The organism is Dendronalium sp. ChiSLP03b (assembly GCF_034531165.2).
In the GTDB taxonomy this organism is placed as follows: Bacteria; Cyanobacteriota; Cyanobacteriia; order Cyanobacteriales; family Nostocaceae; genus Dendronalium; species Dendronalium minutum.
Genome location: NZ_JAVRBR020000072.1, coordinates 1 through 22,578, shown reverse-complemented (window position 1 = coordinate 22,578; position 22,578 = coordinate 1). Strand labels below are relative to the sequence as shown.

At 41.9% G+C, this 22,578-nt stretch carries 19 protein-coding genes, 1 pseudogene and 2 CRISPR repeat arrays; of the genes and pseudogenes, 6 read left to right on the top strand and 14 right to left on the bottom strand.

The genetic code is table 11. The annotated features are described in order from the left end of the window. Positions 1 to 105: 105 nt before the first annotated feature. The 8 genes from cas2 to cas3 are packed head-to-tail and all read right to left on the bottom strand — an operon-like array spanning position 106 to position 9,746. Positions 106 to 399 carry a CRISPR-associated endonuclease Cas2 gene (cas2, locus tag RMY31_RS18705; protein WP_322657143.1) on the bottom strand — a complete coding sequence of 98 codons (294 nt, stop codon included), beginning with the start codon at positions 397 to 399 and terminating at the stop codon, positions 106 to 108. Further along, positions 396 to 1,373 carry a type I-D CRISPR-associated endonuclease Cas1d gene (gene cas1d / locus RMY31_RS18700; RefSeq protein WP_322657144.1) on the bottom strand — a complete coding sequence of 326 codons (978 nt, stop codon included), beginning with the start codon at positions 1,371 to 1,373 and terminating at the stop codon, positions 396 to 398. The genes cas2 and cas1d overlap by 4 nt, the downstream gene beginning before the upstream one ends. Positions 1,374 to 1,432: 59 nt before the next feature. Beyond that, a complete protein-coding gene (cas4, locus tag RMY31_RS18695) occupies positions 1,433 to 2,032 on the bottom strand; it encodes a CRISPR-associated protein Cas4 (RefSeq protein WP_322657145.1) in 600 nt (199 codons plus the stop codon). Between the two features lie 14 nt (positions 2,033 to 2,046). Further along, on the bottom strand, positions 2,047 to 2,856 hold the full coding sequence (gene cas6 / locus RMY31_RS18690; protein WP_322657146.1) for a CRISPR-associated endoribonuclease Cas6: 810 nt from the start codon (positions 2,854 to 2,856) through the stop codon (positions 2,047 to 2,049). Further along, positions 2,825 to 3,667 carry a type I-D CRISPR-associated protein Cas5/Csc1 gene (gene cas5d, locus RMY31_RS18685; RefSeq protein WP_322657147.1) on the bottom strand — a complete coding sequence of 281 codons (843 nt, stop codon included), beginning with the start codon at positions 3,665 to 3,667 and terminating at the stop codon, positions 2,825 to 2,827. The genes cas6 and cas5d overlap by 32 nt, the downstream gene beginning before the upstream one ends. Continuing rightward, positions 3,618 to 4,610 carry a type I-D CRISPR-associated protein Cas7/Csc2 gene (gene cas7d, locus RMY31_RS18680; RefSeq protein WP_322657149.1) on the bottom strand — a complete coding sequence of 331 codons (993 nt, stop codon included), beginning with the start codon at positions 4,608 to 4,610 and terminating at the stop codon, positions 3,618 to 3,620. The genes cas5d and cas7d overlap by 50 nt, the downstream gene beginning before the upstream one ends. Beyond that, positions 4,611 to 7,574: a type I-D CRISPR-associated protein Cas10d/Csc3 gene (gene cas10d / locus RMY31_RS18675; protein WP_322657150.1), complete on the bottom strand. Its 2,964-nt coding sequence runs from the start codon at positions 7,572 to 7,574 to the stop codon at positions 4,611 to 4,613. It abuts the gene before it with no gap. Between the two features lie 3 nt (positions 7,575 to 7,577). Then, on the bottom strand, positions 7,578 to 9,746 hold the full coding sequence (gene cas3 / locus RMY31_RS18670; RefSeq protein ID WP_322657151.1) for a type I-D CRISPR-associated helicase Cas3': 2,169 nt from the start codon (positions 9,744 to 9,746) through the stop codon (positions 7,578 to 7,580). 51 nt (positions 9,747 to 9,797) lie between these two features. Here cas3 and RMY31_RS18665 point away from each other — a divergent pair, with 51 nt between their 5' ends. After that, on the top strand, positions 9,798 to 10,745 hold the full coding sequence (locus tag RMY31_RS18665; protein ID WP_322657152.1) for a WYL domain-containing protein: 948 nt from the start codon (positions 9,798 to 9,800) through the stop codon (positions 10,743 to 10,745). A gap of 269 nt (positions 10,746 to 11,014) precedes the next feature. After that, positions 11,015 to 11,496: a CRISPR direct-repeat array (repeat unit 37 nt; unit sequence GTTTCAGTCCCCTTGCGGGGTAATAGGTTATGGAAAC). 35 nt (positions 11,497 to 11,531) lie between these two features. Here the strand turns inward: RMY31_RS18665 and RMY31_RS18660 are convergent. Beyond that, positions 11,532 to 12,650: pseudogene (locus RMY31_RS18660) on the bottom strand (IS630 family transposase). Positions 12,651 to 12,741: 91 nt separating this feature from the next. Then, positions 12,742 to 14,387: a CRISPR direct-repeat array (repeat unit 37 nt; unit sequence GTTTCAGTCCCCTTGCGGGGTAATAGGTTATGGAAAC). Positions 14,388 to 14,733: 346 nt separating this feature from the next. Continuing rightward, entirely contained in the window at positions 14,734 to 15,012 is a 279-nt protein-coding gene (locus tag RMY31_RS18655; RefSeq protein ID WP_322657153.1) for a hypothetical protein, read from the bottom strand. Positions 15,013 to 15,152: 140 nt separating this feature from the next. On the opposite strand from RMY31_RS18655, the gene RMY31_RS18650 reads away from it, so the two are divergent. After that, entirely contained in the window at positions 15,153 to 15,710 is a 558-nt protein-coding gene (locus RMY31_RS18650; protein WP_322657154.1) for a hypothetical protein, read from the top strand. A 96-nt stretch (positions 15,711 to 15,806) separates the two neighbouring features. On the opposite strand, the gene RMY31_RS18645 is transcribed toward RMY31_RS18650, so the two are convergent. The 4 genes from RMY31_RS18645 to RMY31_RS18630 form a co-directional block, all read right to left on the bottom strand. Further along, positions 15,807 to 16,865 carry a hypothetical protein gene (locus tag RMY31_RS18645; protein WP_322657155.1) on the bottom strand — a complete coding sequence of 353 codons (1,059 nt, stop codon included), beginning with the start codon at positions 16,863 to 16,865 and terminating at the stop codon, positions 15,807 to 15,809. Positions 16,866 to 16,899: 34 nt separating this feature from the next. Further along, positions 16,900 to 17,658, bottom strand: a complete 759-nt coding sequence (locus RMY31_RS18640; protein ID WP_322657156.1) for a hypothetical protein — start codon at positions 17,656 to 17,658, stop codon at positions 16,900 to 16,902. Positions 17,659 to 17,756: 98 nt separating this feature from the next. Continuing rightward, complete coding sequence (locus RMY31_RS18635) at positions 17,757 to 18,509, bottom strand: hypothetical protein (RefSeq protein WP_322657157.1); 753 nt, start codon at positions 18,507 to 18,509, stop codon at positions 17,757 to 17,759. A 95-nt stretch (positions 18,510 to 18,604) separates the two neighbouring features. Next, positions 18,605 to 20,287: a hypothetical protein gene (locus RMY31_RS18630; RefSeq protein ID WP_322657236.1), complete on the bottom strand. Its 1,683-nt coding sequence runs from the start codon at positions 20,285 to 20,287 to the stop codon at positions 18,605 to 18,607. Positions 20,288 to 20,530: 243 nt separating this feature from the next. Between RMY31_RS18630 and RMY31_RS18625 the strand changes: the two genes are divergently transcribed. The 4 genes from RMY31_RS18625 to RMY31_RS18610 all read left to right on the top strand — a co-directional run bounded on the left by RMY31_RS18625 (position 20,531) and on the right by RMY31_RS18610 (position 22,532). After that, positions 20,531 to 20,815: a helix-turn-helix transcriptional regulator gene (locus RMY31_RS18625; protein ID WP_322657159.1), complete on the top strand. Its 285-nt coding sequence runs from the start codon at positions 20,531 to 20,533 to the stop codon at positions 20,813 to 20,815. 107 nt (positions 20,816 to 20,922) lie between these two features. Continuing rightward, the gene (locus RMY31_RS18620; RefSeq protein WP_322657160.1) at positions 20,923 to 21,501 is read left to right on the top strand and encodes a hypothetical protein; all 579 of its coding nucleotides are present in this window, start codon (positions 20,923 to 20,925) and stop codon (positions 21,499 to 21,501) included. A 74-nt stretch (positions 21,502 to 21,575) separates the two neighbouring features. After that, positions 21,576 to 21,908, top strand: coding sequence for a hypothetical protein (locus RMY31_RS18615; protein WP_322657161.1), 333 nt, complete (start codon positions 21,576 to 21,578; stop codon positions 21,906 to 21,908). Positions 21,909 to 21,953: 45 nt separating this feature from the next. Further along, a complete protein-coding gene (locus RMY31_RS18610; protein ID WP_322657162.1) occupies positions 21,954 to 22,532 on the top strand; it encodes a hypothetical protein in 579 nt (192 codons plus the stop codon). Positions 22,533 to 22,578 lie beyond the last annotated feature (46 nt).

Below are 22,578 nucleotides of genomic sequence, written 5' to 3'. Positions count from 1 at the left end.
ATAAAACGCTGTAATTATTATATTGTCAAGGTTCTGGCGATTTTGACGAGTCACTTGGGTTTTTACCCTCGCTTTGACTTGTCAAACATCAAGTTGGTACATTCATCATAAGACGATTGTTTGCTCTTGTCGAGGAATTTCCGAACCATATGTAATAGTTCTTTTTACTGCACCAGAATCAAGCACATATATCCGTACAGCATCCTCTTCTGGTTTGATTAATTTTTCTATGTTTGTCTGTAGTGTAGCAAATTGAACTGTTGTTAAAAAGCACTCGAATACACTGTACTGTGTCCATTTGCCATAACCAGATAACATTTTATGCAAACGAGTGCGACGTTTGTTAGCTGCTTTATTATCTGGCAAATCGTAAATGATCAGATAGAATACCGTGGTCATCGCAGAGCTAGAGCTTTATAAGGAATACCTTCTTGCAAATGCCGACTAAGTAAACGTGCTTGAAGTTCTATTGCTCGCCGATAAGTACATTTGTACTCAAAAACAGGATGTTTGAACTCGTCATTCATCTTGCGCTCAAATGCTTGCAAGAAAGATTTTCGAGCAGTTTCTTTTAAACGATACGCACCCAAGCTTTCAGAGAAATCCTGTGGTTGTATTTCGCGTTTGTGCAATACTGTCAACACCACATTGTCAGCTATCAAGGCACGAAACTCTTCCATCAAATCTAATACCATTGAAGGCTGACCATGATGAACTTCGTGCAAGTATCCTATATATGGGTCTAGCCCAGCAACGTGAACCGCAGCTGTCACCTGGATTCGTAATAGACCATAAGCGAAACTCAGCAAAGAATTCACTGGGTCGGTAGGTGGACGACGATTTCTGCCAGTAAAAGTCCATTGTTTTCCGACCATACTTGGCCAACAAGCAAAGTATTCTCGTGCAGCTAAACCTTCAATACCCCTTACTTGGTCTAAAGTTTTTTGGTTTTTGACCTGGCTCTTGCGTTCTTTGAGAGGGTTATTTCGCTCATTATTGCGATACAAAACTTGATATTGGTTATGGATTTTAGCTGCCACGATCGCTTTGACTAACTCCAAACGTTGCACAGGATCGCTATACAGTTGATACTGTGCTAACCGCAATTGTCCGTTACGTGAGTAGCCAGGAAGTGCGGAACCCAGATATTTACCAAAACTAGAAAGATAGTGAACAGGCATACCCAATTCTAAAGCATAAACTAGAGCATCTCCTGTAACTTGAGGATTGCCTATCAAGACAACTTGTTCGACAGTTTGGGCTGCAACAGTCTGTTTTTTCCAAGAACCATCTGATTGCTTGAGAGCAATATTAAAAGCTTCGTAGTTCTTGCTCAAAACGGCATCAGCCTGAGTTACGTAAAGTACTGACATTTGAGAATTATGGTAATTATTGATGAATAAAACTTATTAGTCAATTGACCCTAATGAATTTAATCCTCGGTTTCAGGAGTCATTGACCCTCGTAACTGTTTAACTTCAAAAGGCAGACAAATCTCTTTTAAACTGCATGAAAGACACTTTTTAGTGTTATCAATTGGCGCAGGCATAGTTGTTTGAGATGCAAGTTGAGCAAGAACAATTGCTTGCTCAGTCATTTGTCGTAGTTGAGGTGTAAACGCTAATGTCTGTCTTCTGCGGTTAGCATGATAAAAAATCTCACCGTAAGCAAGGCTGCATCCAGTACGCTCTTCTAAACACAAAGCAGCTGCACAAAGTTGAAAATGGTCGTTAAGGTGTTGTGCCATCTTCCCTTTTTTATATTCCACTGGGACAAGCTGACCATCGCATTCTTCCACTGCATCAATGATACCTGCGACTTTCAAGCGATCGCTCCACACCCACTGTTGCTGATGAATCAGCATCTCTCCTTCTTGGAGTGTTCTTTCTTCATTGATATTGCGGTGTATGTGACGACCCAAAATAATATGCTCGTTATCTGACATTTCGCCCAACACATATTCTAAGTAAAATCTGCGTGGACAATATTCCCAGGCATTGAGGTATGCCAAAGGTAAGTAATCTTCATTCATTGTTCATTTCTTAATTACGAATTAACTAAACAGGTTTGACCCATTCCCATCGCTGTTTTACGTCCAACGCCTGCAAAGTTAGCAAAATGGGCTAAAACTGTAGCAATTCTTGCTTGCTCAGAGTCGCGGAATCGATACTTTACCCATCCTTTGGTACCAATCTCTGCCCCGCCTTCTAACTTTAAAGCATAGGTTTTCAATTCATAGGCAGAAACTACGGCTTTCCACTCTAGAAGGGGAAACTTTAGTTCTGGGGGTGCAAAAACATTCCAACGCCTTAGCAAACTGCCAAAAACTAATTCTGGTAAGGGAAAAGGCTGAATTTCTTGTTGCTGCTTAAAACTTGTAGGGGACAAAAATTTCAGGGTGATATCATCAGAGATTTTCTCAGTATTTGCCAGCATAGTGTAATCGGAGATGTTTACTAGGGGGTGAGTATCTGGCAAAGTATAGATACTGCGAATCACAAAAGGGCATTGTCCTAAATAAAGAGTTTGATTGTCCGATTGTTCTATTCCCCTCAAAAGTGGATCAATCAAATTACCATCTAGCAAGGAAATGCGAAAAATAAAATCATCTCCCGGTTTTGTCCCTCGTTGGCGACGGTATCCAATCAATCCTGAGAGACTGAACGGCGTTACTTGAGCGCGGTGAATAGTATCTGCGGTTTGGGAATCTACCAAACTCAGCCAATTCATCACTTGAGCATGAATCGTCCTTCCCAATGTAGGAGGAATAATTTGTGCTGAAGCTGCACCCAGTTGAATTACCACAGCATATAAGCTAGTGGATTTAGGAGGTGATGACAGCAGTGCTAGCTCCATAGGATACTCCAACAGGTAAACAGGTTTTATCAGGTAATTCCCAATAGTCGCCTGAAAGTTGTGCCTGACTTACTAAACTTACAGGTGGCATGACAATTCGGTTGTATAGCAAAAGTCTGGATGATGTCGGCAAGTCTAGAGGATTTAAAGGATGCTTGCTAATATATTTTCCAGAACGTTCTTTGACATCGGGAATTGCTGTAACTTCAACTCGCACCTTAGCTGACCATTTACCCAGCCTAATCCAACGGGGGATTTTGATTGCTTCACGGGCGAAAATATATGTTTTATACTGGCTACCTACTGCTAATTCTTTCGCACGGCCGTAGTTAATGGGGTAATTACGTTTTGCACCTTCGCCACCAAATTGTACGGACTTACCGTAGTAATTGACTTGCGCTGCTTTAAAAGTATTGACTTGATAAGACCAAACCAGAGGTAGAGCGGGAAAAACATAGATTCCTGCTTGATTGAGATGTAACAAATTTTGTTCTTGAGTAGCATCTAAATAACTTGGTTTTTGAGCGATCGCACCTTTAAGTCGATAAGGTCTTGGGATATACTCAGTTTCAAATAGGGCAAAACTTAATGCCCAGTTATGCAGATATTTCTCGGTTTCGTAGAGAATCCCCATTTCACGAGTTGCAAAAAATACATTATCGTGCAGGGTTAAATTACATTCGTGAATAATCATAAGCAGTCGCAGAAGATGAGGAAGAATTTCTTGTAGAGACGCGATGAATCGCGTCTCTATATACACATTATTTACCCTTACCTTTTTTCCCGGCGATCGCACCGTAGGTTTCAGCATAAATTTTAGTTTGCTGATACAGATTTGTCAGTGTATCCCGCAAACGAGTTTCATCTTGATAAATCGCTGCTACCTCTCCCAGCAAATCAGTTAATTGAGAACCAGTAATAACTTGAGTTTTGCGAATTGGTTCTTGATTGAGTAAATTAGTTGTCACTTCTGTTGCTTTGGTGATAATGTCTGTAATTGGGGCATTAATATCTGGTTTTAAAGCATCATAAAGTGTCTGGGTGAAATGCAAATTACTAAATATTTCCCCATCACATAACACAATACCAATAAGATGATTTGCCATTGTGCCGGTACGTGATTCTTGTGCGCCATAACGACGGGTTCGCAGCAAATTTCCTAAGACATATAAGAATCCTTCAAAGGTAGGATCGCGTAAGGTTTCCACAGTTGGGAATGTGATTTCTGGTAGTATATGATCTAATTCGTTAATAGCACTCCGCATTACCCCTTGTTCACTCATTGTTCCACCTTCAAAGGGCGCGTTAAAAGTAAAACTCCGGTGAGATTGTTCGTAGGGACTCAGAGAAAAAGCTGAATCAGAGTAAACCTTAGAACGTTCTGAGCCACTATCACCAATAGCAAAGCCGTAGATAATGCAATCGGGACACTTTTTACAAGAATTTTCGCCATTATATTCGCAGAACTTATCTTTTTCGGCAGCGTTGGCACTAGTTAATTCTAAAGAACGTAATAATTCTCTACCTGATAAACGTTCTGGTGTGATTTGCTTGCGTTTGAACATTACCAAACGACTGATCGGGTCTTGTGTGTCGATTCCGGCTTGAGTGCGTGCTGTATTGAGAACTCCATCTGTTTGAAAAACTGGGAAAGATTGGCTATGACGCACCATTAAAAAGTGGACATATTTACCAGATGCTAACCGGGGAAAAGCTGTTTGAAAGTCAGATTTAATCGTGTTAAGAATACTCATTTATTTTTCTCCTTTGGATGATGTTTTTTCAGTTTGTTTTTCTTGTAAAACCAGCCACCGATAAGCAAATTCTGCGCCAGATTTAATTCGGTTGCGGTTCTCTTGGAGTAAGGCGCGATCGCCTTTATAAAGTCCCAAGAATAATTCATCAACACAGGTAGTCATAAAAGTATGAATTGCTATCAATTCCTGTGCTTTGCGAGTGGAAAACTCTACAGATTTATCCATGATAAAGGGACGTTTATAAGCTTCTTGGCGTTCTAGTGCATCATGGAGTTGTCCAGCAGCTTGTAAAATAATATCTGCTCGTTGGATTTGCTCTGGAACGGTGAGAATTACTTCTAAAGCTTTGGAAATTGGTAATAAAACAGCGTGACTAGATTCACCAACACTAACTTGATAAAACTGGCGATATTCTTTGACCAATTTTTCAATTAATTGCAATTTTTCTGACATATTGATATTTCCTTTTATCCAGAGTTGGGAATATTTCCAAACGCGTCTAACATCTTCTTGGCTGGGTTCTCGTTTGTTTTCACGGAATCCTTCATTGGCGATCGCAAATATATTTAATACATCGGTGACTAAATCTCTGGCTGTACCATTAAAGGCTTGCCAACGCGCATCTGGGGGCGAACTGCGATACTCTAAATGAATGCTGTAAGCGACTAGTAGCCGTTCTAATGCTGGTGACAAATCCTGTAATCTTAAGTTGGGATTTATACCAAGCAAATTCCAAAATCCGGCTGCACCATCGAGTTTGACTGACTCCACAAATTCTTGGTCGCTAGCGTAAAGTGGATCGGGACTGCTAGTAACAACAACTTTCACACCCAGAAGTATCGGTAAAGCCAAGGCTAAAAAACTAGGTGCAACCCAAGCATCAGTAGTTGTTTTCCCCCTTGTAGTTGTATAAGTCATAGCCATGAATGGCAAGTCTTTGTTAGAGTAACTGCCACCATATCGACCAGCCTCTACTTCATCTTCATCTCGCCACTGTAAGGTTTGCAGTCCACTATGGTGCATCCCAGCATCTAACCACTGTTTACGCACTTCCCACAGATTGACGCGCTTGAGTTCTTTCACCAGTCGCCGCACCGCAACAGCAACTTGGGGTGAGTAGACATAAGCAGGGAAAATGTATAAAAAAACAGGTTGTTGTTCTTCTAATTTTCCTGATGCTCCCGTCCAGAAAGCTTGACGCATCAGCATTTCTAAAGACCAAATTTTTGAAATACCGCGTTTGATGCGTCCTCCCCCCAAGGCATTTTTGTTGCTGTATTGCTGAGGCTTGAACAGTACAACTGTATCTAGTTGATCCTCTGCATCAGAATCACCTGAACTTAAAGAACATATAGGCTGATTGTTGACTTTTGTGTGAGAATATGCATATAATTCATTTTCAAACTCAGTCTGTTGATGATTAGATAGTGAAACCTCCAAATATTGGGCTAAATAGTTGATAAAAGCTTCATAGGTGGGGCTACTGGATTCTTGGAGTAAATTGTTTTGTTCAGCCCAAGTAGCGAGGCGATCGCTTAATTTTTCTAATAAATCGACTACCTGTTGCTCATCTAAGGTTGCGTGAGCCGCTATGTAATGCGCTGCAACTTGATACCAGCCATAATTCACACCCCCAGATTGTACTTGTGTTTGTTCTGGTGATATTTCAGCTTGCAATTCCAATGCTGACAGCATCCAAGGTATATAATCTTGACAATCTTCAAAAAACTCCCTTTGCGCCAAGATAATTAACTCGGCTAATCTATCAGCCCGGATATCTGCACCCTGTGATAAAAATGTCTTTTGTGCATCGGTTAACTGTAACTTCTCTAGACGTTTGGGTGTGGCTGGGGCTTTGACGTTGGCAACTTTGATTTGGACAACGCTAGGAAGTAATCTAATTAAATCAGCAGGGGTAAATAATTCTAGAGTTTGGGGAGCAATTTTCATTCCCTTCCCATCGCGGACAAATCCCACATCGCCACTTTGGAAGTATTGTGCTAATCCTGGTTGATTATTCTCTTCATCTCCTCTAATCAGACTTTTCCATACAGCCTCTTGAATGTCTGCTAATTCAGGTGTGACTGATTCATTGGGTGTTAGATAAATAGCACCCTGAGCAAAATACAGAATTGGCCCCCAACCCAAGCGACGAGCAAAGCTAACGACGGCGTTATGAATTTGGTTAGTAATTAAACCTCGACAATCTCGCAGACGATGGTAAACCAGCTTTTTGGGAATATTCAGCCAATCTAAATGATCTCGCAGGCGATCGCCTTTAGTCGTAGTTGTAATATCGGCCGGATCGCCTATATGAACTGCTACATCTCCAAAGGCTAATAAGTGGCGTAAGACATCATTTAAACGGCGATCGTCTATGGTAAATTCGCGATTATCGTTTTCCCAGTTAGAAAGAATCGAGTTACTATCTACGTTGAATTGGGTATTTTGGGCTAGGTAAGCGATTTCTAGCAAATAATTCTGCCATTCCTGCCAAAATCCTGTGAAATTCAGCTTTTCGCCTAATTGCTGACATAAGTTAATAATTGCAGTAATTTCGTGGGCTTTGGGTGGTGGTTGTTCTTCACCTTGACCCCGGACATATTTGTTGTAGTCGTGTAAGCTTAAACCTAAACACAGTAAGCGTTTTTCAACTTCTTGGAGTTGCAAATGTTGGGGTAAATGGGTACTAAGATTCCAAGCTGTTAAGAGTCCGTTGAGGACGTGAACTAATAAGCTTTGATCTGGTTTAGCGGCCCAGCGTTGGGCATTTTCTTGAGCATAGCGATCGCCTTGTTTTGTCAGAGTCTGATAATGAATATCTTCTGATCCTCCCATTGCAGGAATTAGCCCAAATTCCCTTTCCATTGCAGGAAGAATCGTCTGAATGAATGCTTGTAGAATTGGGTCGGTGTCTGATGGGAGGGTTTCGATTAGTAGTGTTTGCAGTAGTGTGGACATACTTTAAAAAATGTAAGGTTTGGAGCGATCGCATCTGGGGATTCGCCATTTCAGGGCTTCCAGTAGTAGTGCATCTTGGTTGAAGGTGCAAGCGTGAGTTTGTTCGTCAGCATCTTGTAGTCGGTATAATCCGAAGGTGGGACTCAGATGTAAGGCGCGGCTAATGTCCCAATGGCTGTTGGGTTGGCTGCGATTGACTTGGACTAGGAAGGTTAGGAGTTTTTGTTTGCAAAGAGAGCGAGTTACTTCTGCTTGGGGATGTCCGGTGATGGTGAGTTTGTCGATCAGGGAGAGGGTACATTGTTTGAGTTCATCAGTACCGCGATCGCATTCTAAGGTTATGGGGAATCTTTCATCTGACCATCGTTGAATTTTCAGATAAACCTGAATATATTTCTCTGGAAATTCTGTAGCTGGATGATCGGCTAGTTGGGCTACTTGCAAAAATTCTTCTCGGTTAATTATTTCTACTTCCGCATAAGGTAGCAGTCTCAGCAAATCGTAAGTATAGAAACGCCTTTCATCCCAGATTGCTGCTTGTAAATCAGAACCACCGCGAAATCTGAGCAGTTCTTCTTGGACAGCTTTACCAGTAGGATCATTGCCCAAATGAAACCAATGTCCGCGTTTTTTATCTAATTGCTCACCATAAACACGGCGCAAATCATCAGCCATACTTGCTTGTAGCTGTTGCATCACCCCTTCTTTTTTAGTACTCATGGCGATCAACATTCCCTGCGCTTGGAGTGCGCCCCAATATTTGCGGTATTGTTCAAATTCTTTGGGAGGGTCAAAGGCTTCGGCGATGACATCTGTGAAAGCTAGTTCATCTTCTGAAGATTTAATCCGACTGATAGTTTGACCATCCACTAACTTTTCTTTTAGTCGTGCCATCACCCAAGGTGTCCGGCTAGATAATAATACAAATGCTTTGTAAGCTGAAAACCCAGCATGACGACCGAGACGACCTAAACGTTGAATAAAGGTTGCAGAATCACTCGCCTCAAAAATCAGCAGATGAATCCTAAAATCAACACCAACATCAACAGCAGAAGTTCCCACTACTAAAACAGATTGGGGTGCATTTTCTAAGTCTGCTTGAGTTAACGTCCTTTCTTGTCGGTCAATTCTGCCACTAACTTCCCTAATCCTAACAATTTCATCAGGGAATAAATCTTGCAGTTGGCGTACAGCACGAGTAACCAACGCCACAGAATTAAGAATAATTAGCCCCCGTCCTTTCCCCTCTGCTTGCAAAAGAGTGTAAATAGTTTGGGCTTCTTTGGTCAACCAACTTAAAGAATCAGTCTCTTGGTCTAACTGTACAAACTCTAGGTTTACCGGCTGGCATATTTGCCGAAACCCTTGTGTAACATGACTTTGATAATTTCCTTCTACTGTTTTTACCCTAAAACCAGAATCTTTAAGCATCTTGATAAACTCCGGCTTGGGAGTAGCAGAAGTAAATAAAAACCGCATCGGACGCTTTTTTGGGCGATTATGGCGAATTAACAGCATACTGTTGAGAATCGCGGCTTCTTGATGCACACCAAAGATATGAAACTCATCAGCAATATATAAATCGAGATTTCTAGCCAGAGTAATAGGTAATTCTGCCCGATTGTAAGCAGGATTGTTATAGCGAAAGTGAGCTACTAAATGAAAGATATCGGGATTAGTCAAGATAACGTATTTTCGCTTAAACGTCAGTAACAATTCCTTAAATTTGTTACCTTTTTGTGCAGTGTCAACTCGACGAGCTAACTCAGATCCATAAAGAGTATCAACTGGGACAGTTTGATCTACGTTAAATTTTTGACAATAACCTTCTATCTTGCGTTCTGGATCTCCTTTTACTTGCCTTTCTTGGTCGTTTACTAATTCAATTGTGGGATACAGTCCTATAGTGCGAAACCCAGGATTGAGTAACGCCGTTAGATAAGCCGCTAAAGATTTACCGTCACCTGTAGCTGACGTGTTAAATATGACTTCAAATTCTCCACTGAGAATTGCCGCATAAGTCTCGGCTTGGTGAGAAGATAAAGGACAATTAGAGCCTTTTCCAAAGTCGGGAGCTTGCTGTTTGACTTTGCAAGCTTGCGTGCAACCAAGAGGACAAGTCCCAACTCCTGGGTTAAGTTGGGAATATAAGGGCAGTAATTTAATTTTCACGTTAAGCTTGTGGTCTAAGTTTTCACAAGTTTAATACATAGAAAAATAGAGATGGTATCAAAAAATGATATTAACTCTAACCAATTAGGGTTTGCGTTAGAGATACTGAAGCTATTGGCGCAAAAACCACAAAAGAAAGCAGAATTGATCGTTACATTAGGCGATCGCGGTTTTACTTCGGGAGACTTATCCCAAAAAATCATGCGTACCATTGCTAAACTTAGAGACTGCGGATTTGAAATTAAAGGTTCTCCCAATCGTCCTTATGAGTTAGTAGAATCAGTATTTCCTGTCATTCTGTCAGCAGAACAGCTACAAGCCTTAGCAATGGCGGCTGAATTGCTTGCAGATATGGGTTTTTCTGCTCAAGCTAGTCAAATTTACCGGATTGGGAAATTAAGCAAAACCATTACCCCTAATCTCACAGCAGACTTTCATCCGCCGGCTGACTATAGCGAAGAAGATTTAGATGGAATTTTGCAACAATTGCAACAACGGTTACAACAGAAACGTCGCTTCGTAATCTGGTACCGTAACAACAAGGGCGAAGAAAGAAACTGGGATCTAGACAAATCAGAATTGAGATTACACAATGGTTCACTATATCTATTTGCCTTAGTTCCCGATTGGCATAACTCGAATATAAAAACTAGACCGAATGTTGAACAGAACTCGGCTTTTAGAGTAGATCGAATTATCCGAATTGGTGCAGCCTCTCATACACCTTGGACTTATACTAAATTTCCCACTTTAGATATCACCTATCGGCTGATAGGCGCTTTAGCCACCTACAAACCCCGCCGACCTCATGAAAAAATCATTTCATTGCCAGAGAACACAGCCTATGTTGATATTTTGACCAAGGAAGACTATGTATTCTGGTTTCATCAACGAATATTACAATATGGTGCTAGTGCCACTGTTTTAGATCCACCTTGGATAGCTCAACAAGTTAAAAATGCTCATAGAAAAGCTTATGAAAACTACTCTGCTGAGTAAAAGTGCGAACGCTGTTTAAGTTTTACTAATACTGTAGAGATGCAAAGAAGAATATGTTGACGTGACGTAATGATTTCCTATGAAAAAGGAATGTCTAGCATTTCGATAAATGATGCAGAATAAGCTTTTAGCCCCCGTAAAGGGAGTTAGTAAATGCAAACAGAACAATACAACAACGGGCAATTTCAGCAACCTCATTCCAGTCCCGATGAGGGAAGTTAGTGATTGGAAACTCAGATTTAATAGAAGATCGCTTAGTACGTTTTATTGTTTTAGTCCCCTTGCGGGGTAATAGGTTATGGAAACTTCGAGATACTTGTGGGCGATCGCTGGTGTTGAGTTTCAGTCCCCTTGCGGGGTAATAGGTTATGGAAACCTGGGTCTTGAGTTACGAATTCAGGCTCAGGTGATTTGCTGGTTTCAGTCCCCTTGCGGGGTAATAGGTTATGGAAACCTACCTCTTCCAACCTCAACGCATCTCTGACTAGCCAAGTTTCAGTCCCCTTGCGGGGTAATAGGTTATGGAAACTTTTCTTTTGGAACATCTTCAAATCCTTGTTTAATAGTTTCAGTCCCCTTGCGGGGTAATAGGTTATGGAAACAATTACATAGGTTATATTGACTTTACAACTTTCACGTTTCAGTCCCCTTGCGGGGTAATAGGTTATGGAAACCGTCAATATCTACTATTTATCGATGGGGAAAAGAGATAGAGTTTCAGTCTCCTTGCGGGGTAATAGGTTATGGAAACGTAGAAGCCAAAGAAGTAGTAGTCTGCCAATAAAATTATGACAGGTTAAAATCAGGATATAATCGTTGGAATTTAACTCTGGCATCTGAAGCAGCAAAACGCCAATTAATTTTAACTTTTTGGTAATTGCGTTCTTGTTCCCAAGCCTTAATTTCTTGACGTAAAGTCTCAATATCTCTAAGGCGACGGTCTAGACACTGACGTGAGAGAACAGAGATTTCAATTTCTACTTGATTTAACCAACTAGCATGTTTTGGAGTGTAGTGAAACTCTAAACGCTCAATAATTCTTCGAGCTTCAATTGGAGAAAAAGTCTCATATAAAGCAGCAGGAGTATGAGTATTTAAGTTATCTAAAACTACCCGAACTTTATTTGCTCTTGGAAAATGAACATCTACTAAATATGAGCATTTGGTGAGCAAAATCTTTTTTGGTTCTTGACTGTGTAACTTCTACATGTCGCCAACCGTAGTGCGGAGCATAAAAAACAAATAAGTTACACACCCCTTGACGAGAATATTGGTAATCTATTCGTAGTGGTTGTCCAGGTTCACAAGGTAGAGGTTGTACTATATTAGCCAATAATTGATAGGGTCGCTCGTCAAAACAAACAATCGGGTCAAAATGGGTAAAATACTCAGCATATAAGCATAGTAAGTCTTCCATTCTATATATGTATTCAGCATTTATTTCCCCAATGCACCATTCTTCTTTTAACCAAGGTTTTACTTTATTTTTTTTAATGTTGTGCGTACTGTTTCGTCTGAGATGCTGTCAATTAATTCTAGGCTAACTAATCTATCTGCTAACAATTGCATTGTCCAACTACGAAGTCCAGTTGGTGGATTGCTACAAGCAGTTGCAATTAAAAAAGCTTCTGTTTCTGGAGTCAGCTTTTTATTTCTTCCCTGACGGGGTAGCTCAGATAGCGATAACTCTACTCCTTCTTCTACATATTTCTGACGTGTACGATGAACTGTTGATTTTCCTACCATTAACATGTCCGCGATCGCTTCATCTGTATAGCCTTGATTTGCTAATAGTAGAATTTGCGCTTTCTTAAAGGTACGAGCCGAATTTTTACCTTTTTTAGTTAAATCCAATAGTTTATCTTTTTCTTCTTGAGTTAGATTAACAGTATATTTAGCTGACATACTTTGGAATGAGTTTTTATACGATTATCTCATCTTCAGGTAAACCTGTCAAAATAAGTTTGGTGGACTAGTAGGTACTGAGGAGTTTAAATGTTTCAGTCCCCTTGCGGGGTAATAGGTTATGGAAACCTCTCTAAAAAGAACCAAACAGGCTACTGTCAAATTGTTTCAGTCCCCTTGCGGGGTAATAGGTTATGGAAACTCATCCAGAAAAGGTAATGATTTTCCTCTCCAGGGTTTCAGTCCCCTTGCGGGGTAATAGGTTATGGAAACCCAAGCAACGCCAAGTTCCTCGGGCGACTAACTGTTTCAGTCCCCTTGCGGGGTAATAGGTTATGGAAACATTTATGTCCGCAATGCTAGCAGCAGTCACCAAGGATTGTTTCAGTCCCCTTGCGGGGTAATAGGTTATGGAAACTGGCTTCCTACATGGTAATGGATGTATACATTTATCGTTTCAGTCCCCTTGCGGGGTAATAGGTTATGGAAACTCCGGATTGTTGATGCTTTCTAGAATGCCAATTGCTGCTAGTTTCAGTCCCCTTGCGGGGTAATAGGTTATGGAAACGCTAAGTTATGAATTGCCCGCATTGCCAAAGCACAAAGTTTCAGTCCCCTTGCGGGGTAATAGGTTATGGAAACTTCGGTTTTTAGTAATGTCTTGAAAAATCGCTTGTTTCAGTCCCCTTGCGGGGTAATAGGTTATGGAAACCCACCAAGCGCAACATTAACATACACGCTGAGATGTTTCAGTCCCCTTGCGGGGTAATAGGTTATGGAAACGTAAGCTGGTTTTTGCCTCGCTCACTGAAGTTGTATGTTTCAGTCCCCTTGCGGGGTAATAGGTTATGGAAACTGAGTTTGTCCGCTGTATCAGAGATGCTAAGCAGAGTTTCAGTCCCCTTGCGGGGTAATAGGTTATGGAAACTGGCAGTCCTGACTGCGATCCTTGCCTAGGGACAGGGTTTCAGTCCCCTTGCGGGGTAATAGGTTATGGAAACTGGAGGAGTAATTATAATTGATACTTTATCTAAAGTTTCAGTCCCCTTGCGGGGTAATAGGTTATGGAAACGTAAAAGAACTAGCTAAACGAGAACAAGTTAGAGGATGTTTCAGTCCCCTTGCGGGGTAATAGGTTATGGAAACCCAGCTAACTCTCTAGGTAAAGATGGTGATTTTTATTTAGAGTTTCAGTCCCCTTGCGGGGTAATAGGTTATGGAAACTCAAGCAGTATTTTTCTTTTTTCAATGCAAGATTGGTTTCAGTCCCCTTGCGGGGTAATAGGTTATGGAAACGAAACCGTAACTTGATAAGGAGTAGAAGTATTAGGTTTCAGTCCCCTTGCGGGGTAATAGGTTATGGAAACTCATTTCTTCAAGTCCAGGGAGGAGCCGTTGTTGGGTTTCAGTCCCCTTGCGGGGTAATAGGTTATGGAAACCACGGAGGATTTGCCCCTCTCTTTCAAAAGTAATCCGACTGGTTTCAGTCCCCTTGCGGGGTAATAGGTTATGGAAACTCACGGGGACTAACCTTTTAAAACATGTGTCTATAAGTTTCAGTCCCCTTGCGGGGTAATAGGTTATGGAAACTAGCGCCAGTAGGAGGGTCATTCCCCTGAGCATCAAGTTTCAGTCCCCTTGCGGGGTAATAGGTTATGGAAACTCGTAATCCGAAAGATTCGCTTGATGTCCGTTTGCACGTTTCAGTCCCCTTGCGGGGTAATAGGTTATGGAAACTGCTCGGTGCTGAAACTGTTACGGAGCAGGCTTCCTGAGAAGGTTTTTGACGGATCGAAAATTTTGGTCATTTTCAGCCGTTGTTATTGCAAGTAATTTGCAACTTTCCCATTTATTGAAACGCTGTAATTATTATATTGTCAAGGTTCTGGCGATTTTGGCAGATCCCCCAGGGTTTTTGCCCCCACTTCGACTTGCCAAACATCAAGCTGATTACATAATCATAAGATGAGTATTTACCATTGTCGAGCAGTTTTTTAACTGTGCATAATTTTTTCCTCACAAGTTTTCCAAGCTTGCTAAACAGACATAATACCTTCTCAAATTGACTCCAAGTACCTACTAACTATTCAATCGGAAACTGCCTCATCATCTCCTCAATCCCCACAGCTTCTCCATCCGGCATATAAACGACCCCACCCGACATTGCCAGCACAATCCTCTGCCGTCGCGCCCATTCAAACCAAGTAACTACACCAGACTTGGCCTGTTGCGCCTCTGGTTTCCGACCCTCCTTACAAGCCGCAACAAACACAGCTTCCAGTGACTTGATTCCTTTCCAAGTCCGTATCGCTTCTTTGAGATAAGCGATCGCCCCTGGTACATTCTCCCAGCACCGCCTCACTGTGCGTTGAATCTCTGCATTGAGCCGAAATTGCGGAGTACAGAGTATTTCTTATAGCTATTGCAATACAAATTGTACATCCCTCAATACAAAGTTAAAAAGGGGAGGTGTTGAGAGTATTTTTCTGGGTAACAGCCCTGATGGAGTTACTTCTTTTAACCAAAATATCACTAATATCACTAGACTGTAAAATGCTAAGAAAGACGGTTGAAAAATATCTGAAATTATTCAAGGATTCTCCTAATTATAGAGAAACTGACAGAATTGCTGATGAAATGAGAAAGGAATTTGAGACATCACCTCCTTCAGTTAGCGAAGTGATTCAGGAGTTGGAAAAATATGCTTCAAATCCTGATGAACCTGTGGCTTCGTTGGTCATGATGGCAGCATGGAGGAACCTATCAAAGGATTACACACCTATACTTTGTCAAATCCTCAATGATGAGAATAATAATGGTCTTCATGAATCAGTTGTTGAACTTTTGGATGTATTGCGCGATGAAAGAGCAATTCCTGCATTATCCAAGGCATTGACATACCGATGGTCTTATGATGAATGGCTCAATGTGCCAAGAAAGTCTCTCCTAGCATTAGCAGAAATCGGAACTCCTGAAGCGAAGATGATTATAGAGTCAGCAGCTCAATCCCCTGAAGAACTAATTAGTGAAGATGCAAATATGATATTAGACAATTGGTAAATTGATTAATCCACCAAGCATAAAATGCAAACAATACCTCCATACAAACAGCGAATACCCTAAGCATAAAGTGTGATCACCAGTTTTCTTTTGCTATCACTCCCCCACCGGATACCGTCGCATCATCTCCGCAACTGCCACCGCCTCACCATCCGGCGTGTAGACAACCTCACCAGACATCGCAATCACAATCCTTTGCCGTCTTGCCCACTCAAACCAAGCAACCACACCAGACTTGGCCTGTTGTACTTCCGGTTTCCTGCCTTCCTTGCAAGCAGCGACGAATACAGCCTCCGGTGACTTGATCCCTTTCCAAGTCCGTATAGCTTCTTTCAAATAAGCGATCGCACCCGGCACATTCTCCCAACATCGCCTGACTGTACGCTGAATCTCTGCGTTTAACCGAAATTGCGTAGTACAAGGAATTTCCCGTAGCTGTTGCAATACCTCTTGTACTTCCTGATTACTCGGCTGTATTGATTTTTTTTTCCGCTCAAAAGCGTAATCATCATCACCAAAGTCTTCGTCACAAAAATTTGATCCAACCGGGGCGGCGGAAAAATTATCCTCATGAGGCTCTGTCTCGGTAGTCGAGTTATCTTGTTCTATCTCTTCAACAAAGTGAGTAATTTCGGGTAACTCTAGTTCTGGGGTTTGACAAATTGGTTCGGAGTCACAGTCCGAAATTTCGGTTTCCACTTCCTCACTTTTTTCAAGCTCAACAGCAGAGTGTTGTTGTGGTTTTGAAGCTTCTGGATGGGATCTGTGGTATTGTTCTACAGCGAACATCGAATGTTCAGTTTTGAACCTGCCATGTTCTAGCAGCTTATTCAGTACATCGAAGTTTAATTTATACTGCCATGTGCGATCCTGCCCGTTGCCTGGATTCTTCTGCTTGGAGATAATACCCATCTCATCAAGCAGAGCGATTGCACTCCTGATCGCATGAAGGCTATGCTCACCCATCAGGTCAAGATAAATTTTCTTTAGGGGCTGGTAAATCCAAGGTGTACGGTGATTCTTCATCTTCCACTTTGTCCAGTGCCGAAAATACTCAATCAGCTTGGCCGCGCAGAAGTTACCTGTGATGTCCAGATATTCTCGGCGCAGAATGACCAGAACAGAGAATTTATCAGTCGAGGCAATGCTGCTCATATTCTACCTTCTATAATTTGTAAAAACTGACTGGCTAAAACGGCATATTTTCTTGGTCTTCTTCTGGAGCTTGCGACCAAAATTCTCGAAGTTTTTGGCGTTTAGCGGCTTGAAATTGCTGTTTCTCTTCGGGCGATACTTCACCTATCAGCTGCGCTACTTCATCGCGTTGCTTTTGCTTCATTTGTTCGGTTGTGGCAGCAGGTAAAGCCAGGGGTTCATTTTTTGTAGATGGACGAAAACCGCGACGACGGAATAAAAACCGGAAGTGGCGTTTATCTTGCGGGGGTAGCGATCGCCAGACATCAGCATCCCAACCAGGGGGTACAAAATCAGCCGAGGGAGGCAACAGATTTTGAACTTGGGCTTGTAATTGGGCGAAATTTTGTTGTAGTTCCTGAATTTGTTGTTGCAGTTGCGGAATTAGCTTGACTGATTCTTTGGCAATGGTTTCGCATTGCAGAAAGTATTTGCGGATCTGTCTACCTTGTTCGCTCTTCGAGAGCATCCCCATTTCTTTGAAGCATTCGGTTGTTAAATAAATTTTTTCGACTGGTCTACCTGCTTTTGAATTGTCATCATAAGTGATGAAAACTTCATACGGTAAAGCTTCTAGCGATTCGTCTTCGGGTTGTACAAAATAATCTAAGTTTCGTTCAAAGTATGCAGTTAACATCCTCTTAGCATTGCTCTTGGTGCTATATCCCAGCACTGACCAAGCCCAATCAAAATCTATAATCTGGTTGCTGTTGTGCAACTTTTGAGCCAGTTCAAGAGTAAATTCTGGTGTCATAAAATTGCTCTAGTAATAGTTAATAAATTTGAAAAATATTAGCGATTCTGGCTTCTTGATCTATCTGTCAGGGCTGCTCATTTTTTGGAAAGTAAAGTTTACTGTGTGGTCACTTCTTCCCAAGTCACACGAATATTTAATTTCAAGCAGCACTCTTGTACTAACTGTTGGAATTTTTCGTGAGTATCGCCAAATAAATGCAATCGCTTTTGATGTGACGGGTAGTATAAGGCGTAGCACATTACTTGACCTACAGCGTATTTCCAATCAGATGCTTGCTTTATTTCTATAATTTCTGTAGAAGTTAATACATCTATATAACCAACAGGTACTACTACATTTGCTTTACCTTTCAATTCCTTCTCAAGCCGCATTTGGATTTTACGTTCAGTGCTTTGTTGAGAATTACGGGTATGAGAATCTGCCTTTATTTTTAAATTTTTGGTATCTTCAATTGTTTTGTTAAATGCTTCACTTAAACTTAAACTACATGACAGCAAAGACTTGATTTGTGCAAATCTCATTCTGGCGATATTTCTACCTTTGTATTTTCTAGCAATATAAGCAAAATATTCAAGAATCGCTCGGCAAGCATCAAAACCAACTAATATTGTTCCAGAATTATCAATTGGTAAACTTCGTAATTCCTTACTGGCAAATGGCTTTAAATATTCTGTGAGTTCATTCGAGATGGAATTAGAATCTCTAATTCGATTTAATAAAGCAGTAACTGCAGGTTGGTCTACACCGCAAAAATTTGCCAGAGCCGTAACTGTCATCCCGCTTACACCATCGCTGGTGCGGGTGCAAAATCCTAACTCGTCCTGAATTTGAAATGTAATCGCATCCATAAATATTTCTCCAATTTTTGACGCATGAAAATATCAGCAGCACTTGAGCCGTACTGCGTTCAGTTCTTGTAGAGATGTAAGTGCGAGTTCTCTATTTACTGGTTCTCGTCCTGCAATAAACGCAAGTCATTCTTGAAATAGCGGTCAGTCTTTTTGGGTTTGTCCTTCCAATGCTCCCAAGCCACTACCACTTCTTCTCCCAAATCCTCGATGACTTCACCCTTCTGCACATACAAGGCACTGTAGATATCAGCATGGGCAACAACAGAACCAAGCCCAATAACAAGAGCGCAATTGCAAGAGTGCAACTCGCAATCAGAAGAACCGGACTCAGCAGGGGTTTCGTGAAGAACCGATGGTTCCTTAATCTTGGAGGATTCAGCTTTTTCTAGAGCAGCGATTAACTCTGTCTCTTCTGATGTCAGTTCTGCCCAATAGTCTGATTTAATAACTTCGTACTGTTGGGCAACCATCAAGTAGTCGTGCCAAGTACACCCAGGCTTGGATAACACAGACCGAATATCACTCACTGCTTGGGGTAACAGCTGCAATTGTTCGGCTCGATATGCGATCGCCTGTGGTGTTGGTTCACTGCCTAGAATTAACGCCGCAGCTTCTAACGCTTTGGTATTGTTCATAGCACTGGCCAGATTACCCAAAGCTATACCCATCAGTCGTAGACATTCGGTGGCGTTTTCTTTTGGTGCTTCAAGGGCAAGCGATCGCAGATCAATGGTTTTGTCCAGCGAACGCTTGACTTCCTTATTCAAAGCCTTGGTTGCCTGTTTTGTAAGAGTATTACCCCACTCTTGGGCAGGACGTTCTTGTACAGTGTTTTCTAGTTCCTGAATACGCTTTTGTAACCGTTGGTTCTCAAGTTCTAACTGTCTCAATCCTTCCAACTCATACAATCGTTGCTGTAGCTGGATGTTTTCTTCCTTTTGTTGCTGAAACAGTGTTTGCAAAGCGGCCAGTTGTTGTTGTACTTGTTCTTCTGCCTTGGCTGTTGCTTCTGTTTGCAAACCAATCCTTAGTTCTTGCTCCAGGCGTTCTAATTCCTGCTGGTGCTGCTGTTTGAGTTGGGCGATCGCTTCGGTGTATTCTTTGGGGTAGGTTCGCTGTGTGGTAAATGGAAGACTTGGAGCATCTAAATCAGCATTGTTAACCAGTTCCCTACTACCATCAAGGAAAGTGACAATCTGCTGCCAGTAGTTCGGGGGGTCTGCTTCAATGGTTCCTGATTCTCCATGCCTGTGATGAGTTAGTGACGTAACCGTGACTGTGGCAGGTTGAGGAACCACTGGTTCCTGAATCTGAGGAACCATTGGTTCTTGAACTTTCTGGCGTGGCAGATGAGGAACCACCTTGTTAGCGGCAGCTGCAAAGTCTGATTCGCTGGGTGAGGGATTCTCTTCCAATGCGATCACAACAGCCTGTTTCAGCTTCTCTGGTTCCTTAACCAATCGCAGCAGTGAACGGGCTTGACGTTCATTCTTGATGTGTTCACCCAATTCATCAGCCGCATCAATAACTTTCTTCGCGCCCAGAAGTTGGTTAATTCTGCGGTATCCACCCCAGGCGGCGAGTTCGGCTTGACAGTATTGCTCAAAACTTTTATAACCAGCTTCACGGTAAAGCTGCTTTTCCCGCATTTGCAAGATTTCTTCTAAAGCTTGCCATTCAAATCGGTCAATGGCGGTGAAGGTTTCTTTGATGCTGGTGTTGAGAATGCTGTAGCTGGGTGCTGATGTTGTTTCGGAACGGTCTAGTGTCAGCATGGCATTACCTGTATGTACTGCATACAACGCAAAAAGCTGGTTAATGCAAATGAAAACTCCTGTACTATGAGCAATTACCTCCTTAAAATAAGTTCACATCCCAATTTGACGGCTGGAATACTCATGCCGTCCATGAATTCTTGTATAACTGAGCTGGTTGGTTGAACTCGCAGTACAAAATTATCTTGCCACATGACAACTGAAAGTGCAAATATAAAAGTAAAAAACATAAAGGAGGTAATTATGGTTCCCTTGGACTGGGTTGTTATGCTTGCTTGGAACAAAGAATGTGGGAATAACCTAAGATTATTGCGTGGCAGGAAGTCTAGACGTGAAATTGCAGATGCGCTTTTTAGTCAACAGGTTGAATGCTCCCAAGAATACATCAGGAAGCTAGAAAATGGCGAAGCTGCGTCTGTTTCCACGAAAATTATTACAGCAATTGCCAAAACCCTTGGTGTAGAACTGATTGAGATTATGTCTGACTTGCGTGTTGAAGTCACAAAAACTATTTGTACTTCTAGTTGATTTTTGTACTCTGAGTTGTTATTATAGATATATGAAAACAAAAGACGACCGCCCCAGCCTACGAAACTTGTGCGATCGCCCTTTGACCTTTTACAGGAATCTATATTATGACGCAACCAGTTTACATACAGCAAGCGCCTTCAGATTTCAACTACAAGACAATAGATGAGCAAGAATTAGCACAGAGAGAACTATATAGTCATCTCGAAGCCCAAGCGAAATCTGCAACTCAAACTACAGATCCACTAACATCTCGTGACCGTCGCATCATTAGCGAGATTATTGAAGTCGAACTCGAATCCATACGTACAATCTGGATAGAAGCCGGAATCACAGTATGGGTACAGCTGGTGGACGGCGGACGACTACCATTCGACCGGAACTGGTTCGCCACGAGAGTCCAAGAAGTCAAGGCAACACTCCCCGAAACACCACGCGAACGCAACGAACGCCTCAGCGCAGAACTGGAAGCAGCTTGCACAAAATTCGGGTTAACCCACGGACAAATAGATTGGCTTTCCTTTAGCACAACTCTCTACCTGAATCGCCTGTGTATTGGCTTCATCGGATACAACAGAGCAAATCAATGGTACAGCCGACGCAATCAACTGGGGGGCAGTTGTACAGCCGACAGTGTTGATGCTGTGATCGCATCACTGGGAGTAAGACAACCTGTAGCTGCGTAGTCCCGAATGTAGAAAAGGCGATTGCACACCAAGAAAAATGCGATCGCCACTTCAACACGGTAAATGGCTTAATCATGGCACACATCACAACAATTATGCCCTCCCTTCAAGATCCTGACTGGGGCGAATGCAGCGAAAAAATACTGCTGTCACCCACAGATCCAAATGCAGAAGTCATCGATATTCCCGGTTACACGCTGGTCTATTGCAACGGTGTTTGTCCTAAAAACTACCGCGTCTACAAAGCTGACTCAATGATTGGTTTGGTTTTCCAGCATTTAACGCATTGGTCAAACTCAGTGGACTCTCTTCGGTACACCCAGCCGTTAAATGCAGTAATGGCACTGGACGAGTTTCTCTTTGCTGCAAGTATGACTAAAGCAGCTGACAAAAGTATTGCAGCGTAATTAAGACTTTCAACTTCAACAAATAACCATTCACTAATTAAAGAAATGGAACCAACAATATCAATTCCCAAGGGTTGGCAGTATCCTCGATTTGTCTTTGGACAACGTACCGAACGAGGCGCGATCATCGGACTCAAGTATTACGCTAAAGACACTTTTCTAGCCGATGAATACGGTGCGGGATGGCGTTACATTTTACTTGCTAACAAGCATACTGAAGATGAAGAACACCGTGCAGAAGACGAAATCAGATTACTAACACCACAGGAATTAAAGATACAAATACAAACCCAAATCAGCAACCATCTGCACCAAGTTGAATCACTGAAACAAGAATTAAATGCTATTCCTGCAAGTGTTGTAACACCTCGCTCTAGCGCTGAAACAAAATTACAAGACCAGACGCAGCAACCTTATTCACCACCTTATCCACCTCTGCACACTTTAGTTGATGCCGCCAAATTCATCATTAAAGAAATCTCTGTACATCCCGATTATCTAGCACTTGATTATCAACCGGATTTAACTATTGGTGATGCTCAGACTGCACTTTCTTATCTGCAATCAGAACTGGAATTAAATCAAAATTCAAACGCTGCCTCAAATGTCCCTCCTCAAAAATAAGTACCTGAATGAGCGTCATTCATTCAGGTATTCGGGAGTTCGCGTT

Excerpts from the sequence above, each read along its gene's own strand:
- cas2 (WP_322657143.1), bottom strand. The coding sequence starts at position 399 with ATGACCACGGTATTCTATCTGATCATTTACGATTTGCCAGATAATAAA.
- cas1d (WP_322657144.1), bottom strand. The coding sequence starts at position 1,373 with ATGTCAGTACTTTACGTAACTCAGGCTGATGCCGTTTTGAGCAAGAAC.
- cas4 (WP_322657145.1), bottom strand. The coding sequence starts at position 2,032 with ATGAATGAAGATTACTTACCTTTGGCATACCTCAATGCCTGGGAATAT.
- cas6 (WP_322657146.1), bottom strand. The coding sequence starts at position 2,856 with ATGGAGCTAGCACTGCTGTCATCACCTCCTAAATCCACTAGCTTATAT.
- cas5d (WP_322657147.1), bottom strand. The coding sequence starts at position 3,667 with ATGCTGAAACCTACGGTGCGATCGCCGGGAAAAAAGGTAAGGGTAAAT.
- cas7d (WP_322657149.1), bottom strand. The coding sequence starts at position 4,610 with ATGAGTATTCTTAACACGATTAAATCTGACTTTCAAACAGCTTTTCCC.
- cas10d (WP_322657150.1), bottom strand. The coding sequence starts at position 7,574 with ATGTCCACACTACTGCAAACACTACTAATCGAAACCCTCCCATCAGAC.
- RMY31_RS18665 (WP_322657152.1), top strand. The coding sequence starts at position 9,798 with ATGGTATCAAAAAATGATATTAACTCTAACCAATTAGGGTTTGCGTTA.
- RMY31_RS18650 (WP_322657154.1), top strand. The coding sequence starts at position 15,153 with ATGGAGTTACTTCTTTTAACCAAAATATCACTAATATCACTAGACTGT.
- RMY31_RS18645 (WP_322657155.1), bottom strand. The coding sequence starts at position 16,865 with ATGAGCAGCATTGCCTCGACTGATAAATTCTCTGTTCTGGTCATTCTG.
- RMY31_RS18640 (WP_322657156.1), bottom strand. The coding sequence starts at position 17,658 with ATGACACCAGAATTTACTCTTGAACTGGCTCAAAAGTTGCACAACAGC.
- RMY31_RS18635 (WP_322657157.1), bottom strand. The coding sequence starts at position 18,509 with ATGGATGCGATTACATTTCAAATTCAGGACGAGTTAGGATTTTGCACC.
- RMY31_RS18630 (WP_322657236.1), bottom strand. The coding sequence starts at position 20,287 with ATGCTGACACTAGACCGTTCCGAAACAACATCAGCACCCAGCTACAGC.
- RMY31_RS18625 (WP_322657159.1), top strand. The coding sequence starts at position 20,531 with ATGGTTCCCTTGGACTGGGTTGTTATGCTTGCTTGGAACAAAGAATGT.
- RMY31_RS18620 (WP_322657160.1), top strand. The coding sequence starts at position 20,923 with ATGACGCAACCAGTTTACATACAGCAAGCGCCTTCAGATTTCAACTAC.
- RMY31_RS18615 (WP_322657161.1), top strand. The coding sequence starts at position 21,576 with ATGGCACACATCACAACAATTATGCCCTCCCTTCAAGATCCTGACTGG.
- RMY31_RS18610 (WP_322657162.1), top strand. The coding sequence starts at position 21,954 with ATGGAACCAACAATATCAATTCCCAAGGGTTGGCAGTATCCTCGATTT.